Here is a 16296-nt window from a genome sequence, read left to right on the forward strand (position 1 = left end):
AGGGCGGCCCTCGGGCCGCCCTTTTTGCTTGGAGTTCCCTTCGCCCTCCCTCGCCCGACCGATCCCGGCCTGCCGCCGTTCGAGGCTGCCGTGGTATCGTCGGCGCGAGTGATTCGGGATCGGGCATGACAGAAACGGCCGATGATCTGAGCGCCCCGCTCGGACAGGGTGCGCCGCGCCGCAAGCGCCGGCTGCGGCTGCCGTTCACGGCCACGCAGGCGCTGGCGGTATTGCTCGGCCTGTTCCTGGTCACCTTTGCCGGCTTTGCGATCTTCAACAAGGACCCGCTGGGCGGCGAGCCGGTCACCCGGGTCGCGATCCGCGAGCAAAAGACGCCCGAGGACAAGGCCCCTGCAGCCGCCGAGCCCGTCGCCGCGGGCCACGACACCAAGGCGCCGGCGAAGCCCGCCTCGCCCGGCGAGCAGAAGACCGTTACCATCATCGACGGCTCCAGCGGCGCCCGCCATGACGTCGTGATCGGCAGCGAGGCCGGCGCCAAGGGCGAGCCGGCCGCCGCGGCGCCGGCCGTCACGACGGGCGTCGACAAGCGGCTGCTGGAGCCGTCGCGCTACGGCATGATCCCGATCGCGGCGGAGGACCTGAAGCCGTTCAACGTCTATGCGGCGGAGGCCGATCGCGCCAAGGCGGCGAAGATGCCGGCGGTCGCCATCTTCATCGGCGGCCTCGGCGTCGGCGCCGCCAAGACCAACGACGCGATCATGAAACTGCCGGGCGCCGTGACGCTGGCGTTCACGCCCTACGGCGCCGATCCCGGCAAGCTCGCCGAGCGCGCGCGGGCGCAGCGTCACGAGGTGTTCTTGCAGATCCCGATGGAGCCCTACGACTTCCCGGACAACGATCCGGGCCCGCAGACGCTGCTGACCTCGCTCGGTGCCGAGCAGAACATGGACCGGCTGTACTGGCATCTGAGCCGGATGCAGGGCTATGCCGGCATTGCGAATTTCATGGGCGCGCGCTTCATCGCCACGGAGGCGGCGATGCAGCCGATCATCCGCGACGTGGCCAAGCGGGGCCTCGGCCTGTTCGACGACGGTTCCTCGCCGCGCAGCGTCGCCCCGCAGATCGCCGGCAGCCAGGCCATGCCGTTCGGCAGGGGCGACATCAGCATCGACGCGGTGCCGACGCCGAACGAGATCGACCGCGCCCTGACCAAGCTCGAATCGATCGCGCGGGAGCGTGGCGTCGCCATCGGCACGGCTTCGGCGCTGCCCGTCTCGATCGAGCGGATCGGCGCCTGGGTCAAGACGCTGGACAGTCGCGGCATCCTGCTGGTGCCATTGACAACCGCGATGCTGAAATCAAAATCAGGCTAGATCAACGAAATGGCACGGCGAGGGTCCTGCGGGGGCCGGATCGCGCGGCCTGGACAGACGCAAGAGGTTTTGGCGGAATGGCGCGTTACGAGGATCTGCCCTACCGGACCTGCGTCGGCGTGATGTTGATCAATGCGGAGGGACTGGTCTTCATCGGTCGGCGCGCGGGCGGCATCGAGCATGTCGACGAGACCCATGTCTGGCAGATGCCGCAGGGCGGCGTCGATCCCGGCGAAGACACCTGGGAAGCCGCCAAGCGCGAGCTCTACGAGGAGACCAGCGTGCGCTCGGTGAAGAAGCTCGGCGAAGTCCCGGATTGGCTGACCTACGACATTCCGCGCACGGTGGCCGGGCGCGCCTGGAAAGGCCGCTACCGCGGCCAGCGCCAGAAATGGTTCGCGGTGCGCTTCACCGGCAAGGACAGCGAGATCAACGTCGCCAACCCGGGCGGCGGCCACAAGGCGGAATTCGTGACCTGGCGCTGGGAGCCCATGAAGAACCTCCCCACGCTCATCATCCCCTTCAAGCGCCCGGTCTACGAGCGCGTGGTAGAGGAGTTTTCCGCGTTGGCGGCCCACTAGCTCCAGTCATGACGGAGCAAAAGCCCTATCGTCCGAACGTCGGGATCGCGCTGTTCAATGCGGCGGGCCGCGTGCTGATCGGGCATCGCTTCAGGGATGACGGACCCGAGATCATCCTGCCGGGGCTCGAATGGCAGATGCCGCAAGGCGGCGTCGACGAGGGCGAGAACCTGCGCGATGCGGCAATGCGCGAACTCTGGGAGGAGACCAGCGTCGTCAATGCCGCCTATCTCGGCGAGACCGACTGGCTGACTTACGAGTTCCCGCCCTATGACGGTCCGCCGTCGCATCGGCTGGCGAGGTTTCGCGGCCAGCGGCAGAAATGGTTTGCCTTGCGCTTCACGGGAAGCGAGGCGGAGATCGACCCGCTGACGCCGCGCAACGGCCAGCCGGCGGAGTTCGACGCCTGGCGCTGGGAGCGCCTCGACAAGGTCGCCGATCTCGTGGTGCCGTTCCGCCGCGACGTCTATCGGACGGTTGCTCAGCAGTTTTCACGGCTTGCGGGATAGGACGGCGCTGCGAGTCCAGTTCAGCGGCCCAACGGTGAACGGGCCGATAACTACAACGACGTGGCAATCGCTGTCATGCCCAAGATTTCTGGTTCTGATGCAATCAGAACCAGAAATGTCTAGTGCATCGCCGTCGTGCCGATCTGATGCTGAATGCTCTTGTAGTGATCGAGCCGCGCCAGCGCGAGATCGAGCTCGTCGCCCTCGTGCTCGCTGAGCTTGGCTTCCATCTCCGCGATCGTGTCGGCGAACTGGGCGTGATCGAGCTCATCGAGCGAATGGGCGACGTCCGCAAGCACGGTCAGGCCCTTCTCGGAGACCTCGGCGAGCCCGCCGAGCACGATGATCTTCTGCTTCGTGCCGCCGGCGATGACGGTGAGGATTCCGGGCCGGAGCGCGGCGACGACCGGGGCATGTCCGGCGAGCACGCCGAAATCGCCTTCGAAGCCGGGAACGTCGACCTGGTCGACCTCGCCGGAGAAGGCGAGCTTTTCCGGCGAAACGAGATCGAAGTGGAAGGTGGCCATGTCAAACCTTGCGAATAGCGAGTGGCGAATAGCGAGTGGCGAAGATAGGAGCAGCGCTATTCGCTACTCCCTATTCGCCATTCGCCGGCTTAGGCCGCTTCCGCCGCCAGCTTCTTGCCCTTCTCGACCGCCTCTTCGATGGTGCCGACCATGTAGAAGGCGGCTTCGGGCAGGTGGTCATACTTGCCTTCGCACAGGCCGCGGAAGCCCTTGATGGTGTCCGCGAGCTCGACGAACTTGCCGGGCGAACCGGTGAAGACTTCGGCGACGTGGAACGGCTGCGACAGGAAGCGCTCGATCTTGCGGGCGCGCGCCACGGCCAGCTTGTCCTCTTCGGAGAGCTCGTCCATGCCGAGAATGGCGATGATGTCCTGCAGCGACTTGTACTTCTGCAGCACCTGCTGGACCATGCGAGCGGTCTGGTAGTGCTCTTCGCCGACGACGAGCGGCGAAAGCATGCGCGAGGTCGAGTCGAGCGGGTCCACCGCGGGATAGATGCCCTTTTCCGAAATGGCGCGCGACAGCACCGTGGTCGCGTCCAGATGGGCGAACGAGGTCGCCGGCGCCGGGTCGGTCAGGTCGTCGGCCGGCACGTAGATGGCCTGCACCGAGGTGATCGAGCCCTTCTGCGTGGTGGTGATGCGCTCCTGCAGCGCGCCCATGTCGGTGGCGAGCGTCGGCTGATAGCCCACGGCCGAAGGAATACGGCCGAGCAGCGCCGACACTTCCGAACCGGCTTGCGTGAAGCGGAAGATGTTGTCGACGAAGAAGAGCACGTCCTGGCCCTGGTCGCGGAAGTGCTCGGCGACGGTGAGGCCGGTGAGGCCGACGCGGGCACGCGCGCCCGGCGGCTCGTTCATCTGGCCGAACACCAGCGCGCATTTCGACTTCACGCTCGGATCGGGATTGTGCGGATCGGCGTTGACCTTCGATTCGATGAACTCGTGGTAGAGGTCGTTGCCTTCGCGGGTACGCTCGCCGACGCCGGCGAACACGGAGTAACCGCCATGCGCCTTGGCGACGTTGTTGATCAGTTCCTGGATCAGCACGGTCTTGCCGACGCCGGCGCCGCCGAACAGGCCGATCTTGCCGCCCTTGGCGTACGGAGCAAGAAGATCGACGACCTTGATGCCGGTGACGAGAATTTCAGCCTCGGTCGACTGGTCGGTGTAGGACGGTGCTTCCTGGTGGATGGCGCGCTTGCCTTCGAACTTGATGGGACCCGCTTCGTCGATCGGTTCGCCGATGACGTTCATGATGCGGCCGAGCGTGCCGTCGCCCACCGGAACCGCGATCGGCTGGCCGGTGTCGGTCACTTCCTGGCCGCGCACCAGACCTTCGGTGGCGTCCATCGCGATCGTGCGCACGGTCGACTCGCCGAGGTGCTGAGCGACTTCGAGGACCAGGCGGTTGTTGCCGTTCTTGGTCTCCAGCGAGTTGAGAATGGCCGGCAGGTGGCCTTCGAACTGCACGTCGACGACGGCGCCCATGACCTGGGTGACGCGACCGGTCTGGTTGGCTGCTGTAGCCATTTACTGTCTCCTTCGATCCGAATTTCGCTTCCGGTCAGACTGCTTCCGCACCGGAAATGATTTCAATGAGTTCCTTGGTGATCATGGCCTGACGCGTACGGTTGTAGACCAGCGTCTGCTTGCGGATCATCTCGCCCGCGTTGCGGGTGGCGTTGTCCATCGCGGACATCTGCGCGCCGTAGAACGAAGCGTTGTTCTCGAGCAGCGCTCGGAAGATCTGCACCGCCAGATTGCGCGGCAAGAGTCGGGGGAGGATCTCGTCCTCCTCCGGCTCGTACTCGTAGGATGTCGCCGATCCGTTGCCTTCCCCTACCTCCAGCGGAATGACCTGCTGCGCGGTCGGGACCTGCGCAATGACCGACTTGAAGGAGGAATAGAACAGCGTACAGACATCGAATTCGCCGGCCTGGAAGCGCGCCAGCAGCTTTTTCGCAATGTCCTCGGCATTGACGAAAGCGAGCTGACGCACGCTGCGCAGGTCGACATGCTCGACGATCTGCTTCTCGAAGGTGCGGCGGAGCTGCTCGTAGCCCTTGCGGCCGACGCAGAAGAATTTGACTTCCTTGCCCTCGTTCATCAGGACGAGGGCGCGTTCGCGCGCCAGACGCACGATCGCGGAGTTGAAGGCGCCGCACAGGCCGCGCTCGCCGGTGCAGACCAGCAGCAGATGGACCTGGTCCTTGCCGGTGCCGGCCAGCAGCGCCGGCGCTCCGGGCGAAGCGGCGGCCGCCGCCGCGATGTTGCCGATGACGGCCTCCATCTTGGTGGCGTACGGCCGGGCCGCTTCCGCGGCGGTCTGGGCGCGGCGCAGCTTCGACGCCGCCACCATCTGCATGGCCTTGGTGATCTTCTGCGTCGCCTTGGTGGAGGCGATGCGCACCCGCATGTCTTTCAGTGACGCCATTCTTCGTTCACCCCGACGGTCGGATTCTCAAACCAGACCGCTAGCCTGTTCTCGTCGTCATGCCCGGCCGTGCGCCGGACGTGCACCCTGGTGTCTTTCGAGCGTGGCGAGCATGGCCGGGACAGCCCGGCCATGACAGCGACCTTTAGGCGAAGCTCTTCGCGTAAGCCTCGACCGCCGCCTTCAGTTTGCCGGCGACATCGTCCGACAGATCGCGGCTGTCGCGGATCGCGGTGAGGATGTCGGCGTTCTTGCCGCGCAGCAGCGACAACAGGCCGTCCTCGAACGCCCTGATCTTGTTGAGCGGCAGCGGATCGAGGTAGCCGTTGGTGCCGGCCCAGATCAGGCAGACCTGTTCTTCCATCTTGAGCGGCGAGAACTGCGGCTGCTTCAGCAACTCGGTCAGACGCGAGCCGCGGTTGAGCAGGCGCTGGGTCGCGGCGTCCAGGTCGGAGCCGAACTGCGCGAACGCCGCCATTTCGCGGTACTGCGCGAGCTCGCCCTTGATCTTGCCGGCGACCTTCTTCATCGCCTTGGTCTGCGCCGAGGAGCCGACGCGCGACACCGACAGGCCGACGTTCACCGCCGGACGGATGCCTTGGAAGAACAGATCGGTCTCCAGGAAGATCTGGCCGTCGGTGATCGAGATGACGTTGGTCGGGATGTATGCCGAGACGTCGTTGGCCTGGGTTTCGATGACCGGCAGCGCGGTCAGCGAGCCGGCGCCGAGCGAGTCGTTGAGCTTCGCGGCGCGCTCGAGCAGGCGGGAGTGGAGATAGAACACGTCGCCCGGATAGGCTTCGCGGCCCGGCGGGCGGCGCAGCAGCAGCGACATCTGGCGGTAGGCGACGGCCTGCTTGGACAAGTCGTCATAGATGATGACGGCGTGCATGCCGTTGTCGCGGAAGTACTCGCCCATGGTGCAGCCGGTGAACGGAGCGATGTACTGCATCGGCGCCGGATCGGAGGCGGTGGCGGCGACGACGATCGAGTATTCGAGCGCGCCCTGCTCTTCCAGCACCTTCACGAACTGCGCGACGGTGGAACGCTTCTGGCCGACCGCGACGTAAACGCAGTACAGCTTGATCTTCTCGTCGGGCTGTGCGTTGAGCGGCTTCTGGTTCAGGATGGTGTCGAGCGCGACCGCGGTCTTGCCGGTCTGGCGGTCGCCGATGATCAGCTCGCGCTGGCCACGTCCAATCGGGATCAGGGCGTCGATCGCCTTGAGGCCGGTCGCCATCGGCTCGTGCACCGACTTGCGCGGAATGATGCCGGGCGCCTTGACGTCGACGCGGCGGCGCTCGGCGCCCTGGATCGGACCCTTGCCGTCGATCGGGTTGCCCAGCGCGTCGACGACGCGGCCGAGCAGGCCCTTGCCGACGGGGGTGTCCACGATGGCACGCGTGCGCTTGACGGTCTGGCCTTCCTTGATCTCGCGGTCGGCGCCGAAAATCACGATGCCGACGTTGTCGGTTTCGAGGTTCAGCGCCATGCCGCGGGTACCGTTCTCGAACTCGACCATTTCGCCGGCCTGGACGTTGTCCAGCCCGTAGACGCGGGCGATGCCGTCACCGACGGACAGCACCTGCCCGACCTCGGAGACCTCGGCTTCCTGGCCGAAATTCTTGATCTGTTCCTTGAGGATCGCGGAAATTTCCGCGGCGCGGATGTCCATCAGCCTGCCTCTTTCATCGCGTGCTTGATCGAATTGAGTTTGGTGCGAAGCGAACTATCGACCATCCGGCTGCCAAGCTTGACCACGAGGCCACCGATGATCGAGGGATCGACTTTCACGTTGAGCGCGACGTCCTTGCCGGTCACCGTCTTGAGGGCGACCTTGAGAGCGTCGAGATTCTTGTCCGAGAGCGGTTCCGCCACGGTCACGTCGGCCGCCGCCTCGCCCTTGAACCTGGCGACCAGCGCGCGGAACGCGCGGATGACGTCGGCCACCGCGAACAGCCGGCGGTTGGCGGTCAGGACTTTGAGGAAATTGGCGGAGATGCCGGAGATGCCGGCCTTGTCCAGCACGGCGGCGAGCGCCCTGGACTGGGCGTCCGCCGAGAACACCGGGCTGCGGACGAGGCGCTTCAAGTCCGCGCTCTCGTTCAGCAGGCCGTCGAACCTGTCGAGATCGGCCTTGACCGCATCGACCGTCTTTTGGTCGCGGGCCAGTTCAAACAGGGCCGTTGCATAACGACCGGACACACCTGAAACGGACGGATCTTCTGCAGCCACAGACGCGCTCTTTTAGCTGTCAAATTCGCAAGGGAAAAACCGTCGCCACGAGCGGCGCCAAGCGATCCAAGCCCTTGGAATTCAAGCGGGACTTCGATTTCCGGCCGGCACGGAACGTGCCGGGCTCGTTAAAATCGGCGCTTTGCTAGCATGGCGGGCGCGCAGGTGCAACATGACGCCAGATTAAAGGCTGCGTCTGTGCACGTCAGCGAAGCGCCAGGCGCGCGGCGACCGGCGAGGGCTCGCGACACGACAAAAATCAATCCCGCCCGCTCCCCGAAACCCGGATTGGTTCCCGCCCTCACCGCATACCGGCCATGTCTTTCCGCTGCAGTGCAACATGCACTCGCCAGCCGAATACTTACCGAATTCTCAACATCATGGCTGATGACTTCGTTCTACAGTATTATTAAGTAATACTATAATTAATAAATTGTTAAAGTTAAATAGTTTGAAATATCTCACGAATAGCCGATGAGGTAACAAGATATGTCAACCGTACACATACGGGAACTACTGCCAAATTCATGCCTTATTCCGAAAGGAAACGCGGTCCCGCTCGCAAACCGATGGGGGCTCAACTAGCCACGTATGTGGCAATACTAGCGTAGGGACCACTAGATGCTGTCACTCAAGACGCTGGGACGTGTAACCCAGCCGCGTACGGCGATTGCTTTCGTCGCCGCAACTCTCCTGGTCGGTGGAACTGCCACCGAGGCTTCGGCCAAATCCAGGCACCACCGCCACTATCATCACCAAAGTTCCAACTGGCGGGACGCCAACGCGGCCGTCATGTCGTCGTCCGGCAGCGGCCATTCCTTCTCCGGCATGGCTTCCTATTACGGCAACGAGTCCGGCAGCCGCACCGCATCCGGCCAGCGTTTCAACCAGAACGCCATGACCGCCGCGCACCGTTCGCTGCCGTTCGGAACCAAGGTCCGCGTGACCCATGGCGGCCGCAGCGTCGTCGTCACCATCAATGACCGCGGCCCGTTCGTGCGCGGCCGCGTGCTCGACCTCTCCACCGGCGCCGCGCGCGCCATCGGCCTCACTGGCGCCGGCGTCGGCCGCGTCACCGCCGAGGTCGTTTCGTAACAGCGTCGTTCGACGCGCATCCTCGCCACGAGCCCAGGCACCTTCGCGGTCCCATCAGGACACGAAAGCTTGCTGCGCGTGCGACAAGGGCCCGCCGTCTTGGGGGACGGGCGGGCCCTTTCCATTTGCCGTCGTTCCGGGTTCGATGCTGCGCACCGCCCCGAATGACACCTACAAGAAGCTCTGCGGATCGACGTCGACCTCGAGCTTGAGATTGCCCCTGGTCTTGGGCCCGATTGCAAGCCAGTTGCGCAGATAATCCGACAGGTCGAAGCCGCGGGCCGATTTCACCAATACGCGAAAGCGATAGCGGCCCTTGATCACCGCAAGCGGCGCTTCGGCGGGCCCCAGCACCTGGACGCGTTCGTCGCGCGGCGCGAGCGCGACGAGCCGGCGCGCAAAACCTTCGGCGCTCGGGCGGTCGCCCGCCGAGACGATCAGGCTCGCGAGCCGTCCGAACGGCGGATAGAGCGTGCGCTCCCGCATCTCGATCTCGCTGGCATAGAAGGCCTCGCGATCGCAGGCGACCAGCGCCTTCATCACGGGATGCTCGGGCTGATGGGTCTGCAGGTAGCCGACGCCGCGACCTTGCTCACGGCCGGCGCGGCCGATCACCTGGTTGAGCAACTGCCAGGTGCGCTCGGCGGCGCGCGGATCGCCGTTGGAGAGGCCGAGATCGGCATCGACCACGCCGACCAGGTTGAGGCGCGGGAAATTGTGGCCCTTGGCCACGAGCTGCGTGCCGATGATGATGTCGACGCGGCCTTCCGCGATCTCGTTGAGCTCGGAGCGCATGGTCTCGATCGAGGTGATGAGATCGCTCGACAGCACCATGCTGCGCGCTTCCGGGAACAGTGCGGCCGCCTCCTCCTGCAGCCGCTCGACGCCGGGCCCGACCGCGACCAGCGATTCCTCGGCCTGGCAGTTCGGGCAGACGTGCGGGCGCGGCATTGAGAAGCCGCAATGGTGACAGACCAGCCGCTGCCGGAAGCGATGATCGACCAGCCACGCGTCGCAGATGGTGCAGGCGAAGCGATGGCCGCAGGCGCGGCACAGGGTGAGCGGCGCATAGCCGCGACGATTGAGGAACAACAGCGCCTGCTCGCGCCGCTCGATCGCGGTCTTGATCTCACCGGCGAGCCGCGGCGAGATGAAGCGGCCGCGCGCGGGCGGTTCGCGCCGCAGGTCGATCGCCTCGATATGGGGCATGTGCTGGCCGCCGAAGCGCGCCGGCAGCGCGATGCGCTGATAGCGCCCCTTGCGCGCATTGACCTCGGTCTCGACCGAAGGCGTCGCTGAGGCCAGCACGATCGGAATTTTTGCGATGTGCGCCCGCACCACCGCCATGTCGCGAGCGTGATAGTGCACGCCGTCGTCCTGCTTGTAGGCCTGGTCGTGCTCCTCATCCACGACGATGAGGCCGAGATCGGCGTAGGGCAGGAACAGCGCCGAACGCGCACCGACCACGACCGGCGCCTTGCCTTCCGAAATCGCCGCCCAGTTGCGCGCACGGGTGCGCGGCGTGAGCTCGGAATGCCATTCCAGCGGCCGCACGCCGAACCGGCGCGCGAAGCGGTCGAGGAACTGGCCGGTCAGCGCGATCTCCGGCATCAGGATCATCGACTGCTTGCCGCGGCGGATGGCCTCGGCCACCGCCTCGAAATAGACCTCGGTCTTTCCCGAGCCGGTGACGCCGTCCAGGAGCGCGACGTGAAAGCTGCCGTTGGCCGCGAGCGCGCGCATGGCGTCGACCGCCGCGCGCTGCTGGGGCGTGAAGTCCGGCTGGCCGTAGGCCGGGTCTGGCGCCGGCGGCGGCGGAGGCGGCGGCAACGACTCGACCGTGAGCGTGCCTTCGTCGACCAGGCCGTCGATTACGCCGGGCGAGACGCCTGCCTCTTTCGCAACCTCGGACTTGCCGTGCAGAAGTCGGTCCGACAGCAGTTCGATCACGCGGCGGCGCGCCGGCGTCAGTCGCCGCGGTGGATCGCCGACCAGCCGCACACCGGCTCGCGCCCGCTCCGGGCCGAGATTCTCCCCCATGCGCAGGCACATGCGCAACACCATGCCGCGCGCACCCAGCGTATAATTGGCGACCCAGTCGACCAGCGAACGCAATTCGCCCTTGAGCGGCGGAATGTCGAGCTTCTCGCTGACGTCCTTGAGGCGGTTGTGCAGGCGCGGATCCGGATTGGCGTTCTCCGCCCACACCACGGCCAAGACCTCGCGCGGACCGAGCGGCACGCCGACGAGGTCGCCGGCCTTCAGCTCCATGCCGCGCGGCACCCGGTAGGAATAGGTCTGGTCGAGCGCGACCGGCACCAGCACGTCGACCATGCGGGTCGACGCGGCGGCAGGAGCGGGGCGGGAGGGATGATCCATCACCGGAATCGGAACCTTGAACGGCCGAAGGCTAGCGCCGCCGGGCGGCCTTAGCGAACGATAAACGAAGGGGATGCGATATACTCTCGGGAATCACCGCGTCCAGAGCCTCATGAGCAAAGCGGCCGCCCCGCCATTCGAGCTTGCCAGCGCCGACCCGACCATCGCGCCGGAGATCGCGCGCTGGCTGTCCCATCTCGGCGCCGAACGGCGGCTGTCGCCGAAGACGCTGGAGGCCTATGCCCGCGACATCAGGCAGTGCCTGGATTTTCTCTGCACCCATTGGGGCGAGCGGGTTAGCCTGGCGCGGTTCGCAAGGCTCGATGCGAGCGACGTCCGCGCCTTCATGGCGATGCGCCGCGCCAACGACATTTCCGGCCGCTCGCTGATGCGGGCGCTGGCCGGCCTGCGCTCCTTCGGCCGCTTCCTCGAATGCGAGGGCAACGGCAAGGTCGGTGCACTGTCGGCGATCCGCGCGCCCAAGGTCGGCAAGAGCCTGCCGAAGCCGCTGCCGATGGCGTCCGCCAAGCGGCTTGCGAACGCCGATGAACGCGCGGGCGAGGAGCGCGAGACCTGGATCCTGGTGCGCGACGCCGCCGTCATGGCGTTGCTCTACGGCTCAGGCCTGCGCATCTCCGAGGCGCTCGGATTGAAGCGCCGCGACGTGCCGCGGCCCGGCGAAGGCGACGTGCTGATCGTCACCGGCAAAGGCAACAAGACGCGCATGGTGCCGGTGCTGCAGAACGTGCTGGCGCTGATCGACGAATATGCCGGCCTGTGCCCGCACCCGCTCGCCCCGGACGGTCCGGTCTTCCTCGGCGCGCGCGGCGGGCCGTTGAGCCCGCGTATCATCCAGCTCGCGATGGAGCGGCTGCGCGGCGCGCTCGGCCTGCCCGACAGCGCCACGCCGCACGCGCTCCGGCATTCCTTCGCCACGCATCTCTTGTCGCGCGGCGGCGATCTGCGCGCCATCCAGGAATTGCTCGGCCACTCCTCGCTCTCGACCACGCAGGTCTATACCGGCATCGATTCCGAGCGGCTGCTGGAGGTCTACGCCGCCGCGCATCCGCGGCGGTGAATCAATCGACGCTCTCGTGCCCCGGACGCAGCGCAACGCTTCTTCAACGGTGCGCTGCAGAGCCGGGGCCTATTCGCAGCGAATGGCTGGGTCCCGGCTCTGCGTCGCAGCTTTCACGCCGCGCCGCGTCCGGGACACGAGAGTCCCGACACACTCCCGTCACACCCCGCTGCCCTCTTGCGCGGGCGGCGCGGTTCGGTCAATCGTTGACAACCGAGGCAGGAGGGAATCATGAGCGCACATGAAAGCATGGAGCACGCTGAGCATGCCGAGCACGCGTCCGGCGAGAACAGGAAGATCGCCCTCCTGATCGCCGTGCTGGCGCTGTTCCTCGCGATCTCGGAGACGCTCGGCAAGGGCGCGCAGACCGAATCGATCAGCAAGAACGTCGAGGCCTCCAATCTCTGGGCCTTCTTCCAGGCCAAGAGCATCCGCCGCACCGTGGTGCAGACCGCCGCCGACCAGGGCAAGCTCACCGCCAGCGTCGTCACCGACGAGGCCACCAAGGCGGCGGTGCAGAAGCAGATCGACGACTGGCAGAAGACCGCGGCGCGCTACCGCTCGGAGCCGGAAACCGGCGAAGGCACCGAGCAGCTCGCCGAGAAGGCCAAGCATGCCGAGCACGAGCGCGACGAGGCGACCGCCAAATATCATCATTTCGAGCTCGCCTCGGCCGCCTTCCAGATCGGCATCGTGCTGGCGTCGGCCACCATCATCACCGGCATACTGCCGCTCGCCTGGATCGCCGGTCTCCTGACGCTCGCGGGCCTCGGCATGACCGGGCTCGGCCTCTGGCTGCCGCACCTGCTGCATCTGCATTGAGAGCCGGCGCGGCGCCGTCGTAGCTCGCATGCAGCGCAGCGGAATGCGGGGCCAAGAAACCCGGATTGCGCTTCGCTCCATCCGGGCTACGGCGATTGCGCAACGCGCGCCTTGGAAACAGCGTCAGCGTGCTTCGTGCACGCTCTTGCGGAAGCGCTGGATCAGACGCAGCGTGCGGGAGGACCAGCCTTCGCCGTTGCCGGCGATGATCTCCCTGATGCGCCGCTTGATCGGATCGACCAACTCGTGGGCCTTGGCGCGCAGCATCAGGATGAACTCGTAGACCTTCTCGAACCAGGTCATTTCCAGGAGCTTGTCGCGCGTCACGTCGAAGATGAAGGCGGTGACGCCGACGCCGAGGAATTTTGCGAACAGGATCGTGAACACGGCGCTCGCCCAGTATTCGTGGGTGAGCAGCCACAGGCCGACGAGCTTGAGCGGAAACAGCGGAACGATCGGAACCGCGAACACGATCAGCGTCATCGCCGGCGACAACGCATCGACGCGATCGGACAGCCACTCCTTGAAGGCGGCGAGCGGGATCGCCGCGACGACGCGCGCCACGATCGGCTCGAGGTGGTCCCACAGCCAGGCTTCGATCAGGAAGATGATCGCAAGCAGGACCCAGACCGGTTGAAGAAGGCGGCGCAGCATGTGATGTCCCGCCCGATTCCGCTCCGGACGTATCCTACATATGGATCGCGCGCTTGCCGACTGCAAGCGCCGCTTCCTTGACGGCCTCCGAACGGGTCGGATGCGCATGGCAGGTGCGAGCGAGATCTTCTGCACTGCCACCAAACTCCATCAGCACGGCCGCTTCGTGGATCATCTCGCCGGCCTCGCGGCCGACGATGTGGACACCCAGCACGCGATCGGTCTTCGCATCTGCGAGAACCTTCACAAAGCCATCGGTGGTCTGGTTGACCTTGGAGCGGCCGTTGGCGGTAAACGGAAATTTCCCGACGGTATAAGCCACGCCTGCCTGCTTCAGTTCCTCCTCGGTCTTGCCGACGGAGGCGATTTCCGGCGTGGTATACACGACGCCTGGGATAACGTCGTAGTTCACGTGCCCGGCTTGGCCGGCGATGATCTCCGCAACCGCGACGCCTTCATCCTCGGCTTTGTGCGCGAGCATGGGGCCGGCGACCACGTCGCCGATCGCGAAGACGCCCTTCACGCTGGTCGCAAAATGCGAATCGATCTGCACGCGGCCGCGGCTGTCGAGGGCAACGCCGGCGTCCTTCAGCCCGAGACCGTCGGTGTAGGGCACGCGGCCGATGCAGACGAGCACGACGTCGGCTTCGAGCGTTTCCGCCGCGCCCCCCGCGGCCGGCTCGACGCTCACCTTGAGCGTCTTGCCCGAGGTGTCGACGCCGGTGACCTTGGCGCCCAGCCTGAACGCAAAGCCCTGCTTCTCGAGCATGCGCTGGAATTGCCGCGCCACCTCGCCGTCCATGCCCGGCAGGATGCGGTCGAGGAATTCCACCACCACGACCTCGGCGCCGAGACGACGCCAGACCGAGCCGAGCTCGAGCCCGATCACGCCGGCGCCCACGATCAGGAGCTTGCCCGGCACCTTGTCGAGCGACAGCGCGCCGGTCGATGACACGATGCGCTTCTCGTCGATCTCGATGCCCTTGAGGCGCGCGATGTCCGAACCTGTGGCGATCACGATGTTCTTGGTCTCGATCGTCTGCGACTTGCCGTCGGCGGAGACCTCGACCTTGCCGCCGCCGAGGATCTTGCCCTTGCCCTTCAGCACGTCGATCTTGTTCTTCTTCATCAGGAACTCGACGCCCTTGACATTGCCGTCGATGCCCTGCTGCTTGAAGTTCATCATCGCCGGCAGGTCGAGCTTCGGCGCCGAGACGGTGACGCCCATCCTGGCGAAGGAGTGCGCGGCTTCCTCGAACATCTCGGAGGCGTGCAGGAGCGCCTTCGACGGCATGCAGCCGACATTGAGGCAGGTGCCGCCAAGCGTCGCGTTCTTCTCCACCACGGCGACTTTCATTCCAAGCTGCGCTGCGCGCACCGCGCAGACATAACCGCCCGGTCCGGTGCCGATGACGACGAGATCGTAGGTAGCCATGTAGAAAAGTCCCGTGAGTTGAATGTGAGGTGACGTCTCAGCGCCCGCCGGACACGTCGAGAATGGCCGACGTGACGTAGGAAGCGTCTTCCGACATCAGCCAGACGATGGCGTTGGCGATTTCCTCCGCCGTGCCGACGCGCTTCATCGGTACCATGTGGGCGAGGCGATGGGCGCGGTCGGGCTCGCCGCCCGAGGCGTGGATTTCGGTGTCGATCAGGCCGGGCCGGATCGCGGCGACGCGGATGCCTTCGCCGGCGACCTCGTAGCCGAGGCCGACGGTGAAGGAGTCGATCGCGCCCTTGGAGGCGGCATAGTCGACATAGGTGTTGGGCGAGCCGAGTTTGGAGGCGACGGAGGACAGGTTGACGATGACGCCGCCCTTGCCGCCGTGCTTGGTCGACATGCGCTTGACCGCCTCGCGCGCGCACAGGATCGAACCGGTGACGTTGACCGCCATGATGCGCTGGATGCGCTCGGCCGACATGTCGTCGACGCGCGAGGTGGTGCCGACCACGCCGGCATTGTTGACCAGCGCGCCGAGCGTGCCGAACTTGTCGGCGGCCTTGAACAGCGCGAGGATGCCCTTCTCCTCGGCGACGTCGCACCTCGCCGCGATGGCCTTGCCGTTCCTGCCCTCGATCGCGGCCACCACCTGGTTGGCAGCAGCCTCGTTGCTGGCATAGCCGACGACGACGCGGAAACCGCGCGCCGCCGCCGCGATCGCGGTCGCCCGCCCGATGCCGCGGCTGCCGCCGGTGATGATCGCAACCCTGTCCGTCAATTTCGTCTCCATCTGTCCACATGCGCCGCCGCCTTCGCAGGCGGCCGCGCTTTCACGGCATCAGGGATCAGAGGTCCAGCACCAGCCGCGCTGGATCCTCCAGGCTTTCCTTGACGCGGACCAGGAAGGTGACGGCTTCCTTGCCGTCGATCACGCGGTGATCGTAGGACAGCGCCAGATACATCATCGGGCGGATCTCGATCTTGCCGCCGATGGCCATCGGCCGCTCCTGGATCTTGTGCATGCCGAGGATGCCGGACTGCGGCGCATTCAGGATCGGCGTCGACATCAGCGAGCCGTAGATGCCGCCATTGGTGACGGTGAAGGTGCCGCCCTGCATCTCCTCGATCTTGAGCTGGCCGTCGCGGGCGCGGCGACCATAGTCGGCAATGCTCTTCTCGATGTCGGCGATCGACTTGTGGTCGCA

At 66.0% G+C, this 16296-nt stretch carries 16 protein-coding genes; 6 read left to right on the forward strand and 10 right to left on the reverse strand.

All coding sequences use genetic code 11. The annotated features are described in order from the left end of the window. Nucleotides 1-125 precede the first annotated feature (125 nt). From KGM94_RS15115 to KGM94_RS15125, 3 genes are all read left to right on the forward strand, one after another. On the forward strand, nucleotides 126-1334 hold the full coding sequence (locus tag KGM94_RS15115) for a divergent polysaccharide deacetylase family protein (RefSeq protein ID WP_300260448.1): 1209 nt from the start codon (nucleotides 126-128) through the stop codon (nucleotides 1332-1334). Between the two features lie 77 nt (nucleotides 1335-1411). Then, nucleotides 1412-1915: an RNA pyrophosphohydrolase gene (locus KGM94_RS15120; RefSeq protein WP_300260451.1), complete on the forward strand. Its 504-nt coding sequence runs from the start codon at nucleotides 1412-1414 to the stop codon at nucleotides 1913-1915. An 8-nt stretch (nucleotides 1916-1923) separates the two neighbouring features. Then, nucleotides 1924-2424: an RNA pyrophosphohydrolase gene (locus tag KGM94_RS15125; protein WP_300260456.1), complete on the forward strand. Its 501-nt coding sequence runs from the start codon at nucleotides 1924-1926 to the stop codon at nucleotides 2422-2424. Nucleotides 2425-2543: 119 nt separating this feature from the next. Here the strand turns inward: KGM94_RS15125 and KGM94_RS15130 are convergent, their stop codons facing one another. From KGM94_RS15130 to KGM94_RS15150, 5 genes are all read right to left on the reverse strand, one after another. Beyond that, nucleotides 2544-2951: a F0F1 ATP synthase subunit epsilon gene (locus KGM94_RS15130; RefSeq protein WP_300260460.1), complete on the reverse strand. Its 408-nt coding sequence runs from the start codon at nucleotides 2949-2951 to the stop codon at nucleotides 2544-2546. An 89-nt stretch (nucleotides 2952-3040) separates the two neighbouring features. Beyond that, entirely contained in the window at nucleotides 3041-4483 is a 1443-nt protein-coding gene (atpD, locus tag KGM94_RS15135) for a F0F1 ATP synthase subunit beta (RefSeq protein ID WP_300260463.1), read from the reverse strand. Nucleotides 4484-4517: 34 nt separating this feature from the next. Next, nucleotides 4518-5387 (reverse strand): F0F1 ATP synthase subunit gamma, encoded by an 870-nt coding sequence (locus KGM94_RS15140; RefSeq protein WP_300260466.1) that lies wholly within the window; start codon nucleotides 5385-5387, stop codon nucleotides 4518-4520. A gap of 145 nt (nucleotides 5388-5532) precedes the next feature. Further along, the gene (gene atpA, locus KGM94_RS15145) at nucleotides 5533-7062 is read right to left on the reverse strand and encodes a F0F1 ATP synthase subunit alpha (protein ID WP_300260469.1); all 1530 of its coding nucleotides are present in this window, start codon (nucleotides 7060-7062) and stop codon (nucleotides 5533-5535) included. After that, nucleotides 7062-7622 carry a F0F1 ATP synthase subunit delta gene (locus tag KGM94_RS15150; RefSeq protein WP_300260472.1) on the reverse strand — a complete coding sequence of 187 codons (561 nt, stop codon included), beginning with the start codon at nucleotides 7620-7622 and terminating at the stop codon, nucleotides 7062-7064. Before KGM94_RS15150 ends, atpA begins: the two co-directional genes overlap by 1 nt. Before the next feature lie 621 nt (nucleotides 7623-8243). On the opposite strand from KGM94_RS15150, the gene KGM94_RS15155 reads away from it, so the two are divergent. Beyond that, entirely contained in the window at nucleotides 8244-8717 is a 474-nt protein-coding gene (locus tag KGM94_RS15155) for a septal ring lytic transglycosylase RlpA family protein (RefSeq protein ID WP_300260475.1), read from the forward strand. Nucleotides 8718-8888: 171 nt separating this feature from the next. Here KGM94_RS15155 and KGM94_RS15160 read toward each other — a convergent pair whose 3' ends face one another. Then, nucleotides 8889-11096, reverse strand: a complete 2208-nt coding sequence (locus tag KGM94_RS15160; protein WP_300260477.1) for a primosomal protein N' — start codon at nucleotides 11094-11096, stop codon at nucleotides 8889-8891. 112 nt (nucleotides 11097-11208) lie between these two features. Here KGM94_RS15160 and KGM94_RS15165 point away from each other — a divergent pair, with 112 nt between their 5' ends. After that, nucleotides 11209-12174 carry a tyrosine recombinase XerC gene (locus tag KGM94_RS15165; protein ID WP_300260479.1) on the forward strand — a complete coding sequence of 322 codons (966 nt, stop codon included), beginning with the start codon at nucleotides 11209-11211 and terminating at the stop codon, nucleotides 12172-12174. Nucleotides 12175-12405: 231 nt separating this feature from the next. Further along, the gene (locus KGM94_RS15170) at nucleotides 12406-12996 is read left to right on the forward strand and encodes a DUF4337 domain-containing protein (RefSeq protein ID WP_300260482.1); all 591 of its coding nucleotides are present in this window, start codon (nucleotides 12406-12408) and stop codon (nucleotides 12994-12996) included. 123 nt (nucleotides 12997-13119) lie between these two features. On the opposite strand, the gene KGM94_RS15175 is transcribed toward KGM94_RS15170, so the two are convergent. From KGM94_RS15175 to KGM94_RS15190, 4 genes are all read right to left on the reverse strand, one after another. Then, entirely contained in the window at nucleotides 13120-13650 is a 531-nt protein-coding gene (locus tag KGM94_RS15175; RefSeq protein ID WP_300260485.1) for a hypothetical protein, read from the reverse strand. A 34-nt stretch (nucleotides 13651-13684) separates the two neighbouring features. Continuing rightward, nucleotides 13685-15085, reverse strand: coding sequence for a dihydrolipoyl dehydrogenase (lpdA, locus tag KGM94_RS15180; protein ID WP_300260488.1), 1401 nt, complete (start codon nucleotides 15083-15085; stop codon nucleotides 13685-13687). A gap of 37 nt (nucleotides 15086-15122) precedes the next feature. Further along, a complete protein-coding gene (locus tag KGM94_RS15185; protein WP_300260491.1) occupies nucleotides 15123-15869 on the reverse strand; it encodes an SDR family oxidoreductase in 747 nt (248 codons plus the stop codon). A gap of 67 nt (nucleotides 15870-15936) precedes the next feature. After that, nucleotides 15937-16296, reverse strand: a 360-nt coding sequence (locus KGM94_RS15190) for a 2-oxo acid dehydrogenase subunit E2 (RefSeq protein WP_300260494.1), incomplete at its 5' end; no start/stop codon positions are given.

This window comes from Bradyrhizobium sp. (assembly GCF_028868675.1).
Classification (GTDB): domain Bacteria; phylum Pseudomonadota; class Alphaproteobacteria; order Rhizobiales; family Xanthobacteraceae; genus Bradyrhizobium.